The organism is Neisseria sp. P0021.S007, assembly GCF_051956855.1.
Genome location: NZ_JBQCXA010000234.1, coordinates 1 through 912 on the forward strand (window position 1 = coordinate 1; position 912 = coordinate 912).

General features: G+C 50.5%; 1 protein-coding gene and 1 pseudogene. Both read left to right on the top strand.

Annotated features, from left to right (window positions below; all coding sequences use genetic code 11):
* Window positions 1–393, top strand: a pseudogene (locus tag ACTHUR_RS12475) (DNA polymerase III subunit epsilon); the annotation flags it as partial.
* The coding region (locus ACTHUR_RS12480; RefSeq protein ID WP_440398800.1) for a 2-C-methyl-D-erythritol 4-phosphate cytidylyltransferase at window positions 390–912 on the top strand (523 nt) is incomplete at its 3' end. The pseudogene ACTHUR_RS12475 and the gene ACTHUR_RS12480, both read left to right, overlap by 4 nt.

Here is a 912-nt window from a genome sequence, read left to right on the forward strand (position 1 = left end):
GAACTGGGTTGTAAAGTGACCGACACGCTGGCTATGGCACGTGAAATGTTTCCGGGACAAAAGGCAAGCTTGGATGCGTTGTGTAACCGCTTTTCCGTTGACCGCAGCAAACGGGTTTTGCACGGCGCTCTAATCGACTGCGAGCTTTTGGGTGAAGTCTATCTTGCCATGACGCGTCAGCAGTTCGATCTGATGGGCGGTGAGACGGAAGAAGAGGGCGAAGTCAAACAAACCGTTATTGCGGAAACCAAACGTACCTCGCAGTTGAAAGTCATCAAAGCCAATGCGGACGAGCTGGCGGCACATGAAAAATATTTGGACGATTTGGGCGAAGCGTGTGTATGGCGCAAGGCCGAAACTTCTGATGAGGCTAATGCCGGAGCGTCAGCATGATACGCCGCAATATCGCTTTGATTCCTGCTGCCGGTGTGGGAGCGCGATTTGGTGCAGGAAAACCAAAACAATATGTTGAAATAAATGGTAAAACCGTATTGCAACATACCATAGAAATTTTTGAGCAACACTCCCGCATAGATTTAATTGCCGTTATTCTTTTGCCGGAAGATTCGGTTTTTCAGACGGCCCTGTCTGAGAAAGTGCGCGTTTTTCGAGTAGGCGGCGCAAGTCGTGCCGAAACGGTACGCAATGGTGTGTCCGTTTTATTGGAGCAAGGTTTGGCCGAGGCGCAAGACAATATTTTGGTTCATGATGCTGCACGCTGTTGCCTGCCTGCCGAAGCGTTAACGCGTTTGCTTGATGAGGCGGGTGAGAATGATGAAGGCGGTATTTTGACCATACCGGTGGCCGATACGCTCAAGCGCTCAGACGGCAATCATCATATTGATGAAACCGTTGCGCGCGCAGGATTATGGCATGCGCAAACGCCGCAGCTTTTTCAGACGGCCTTATTAC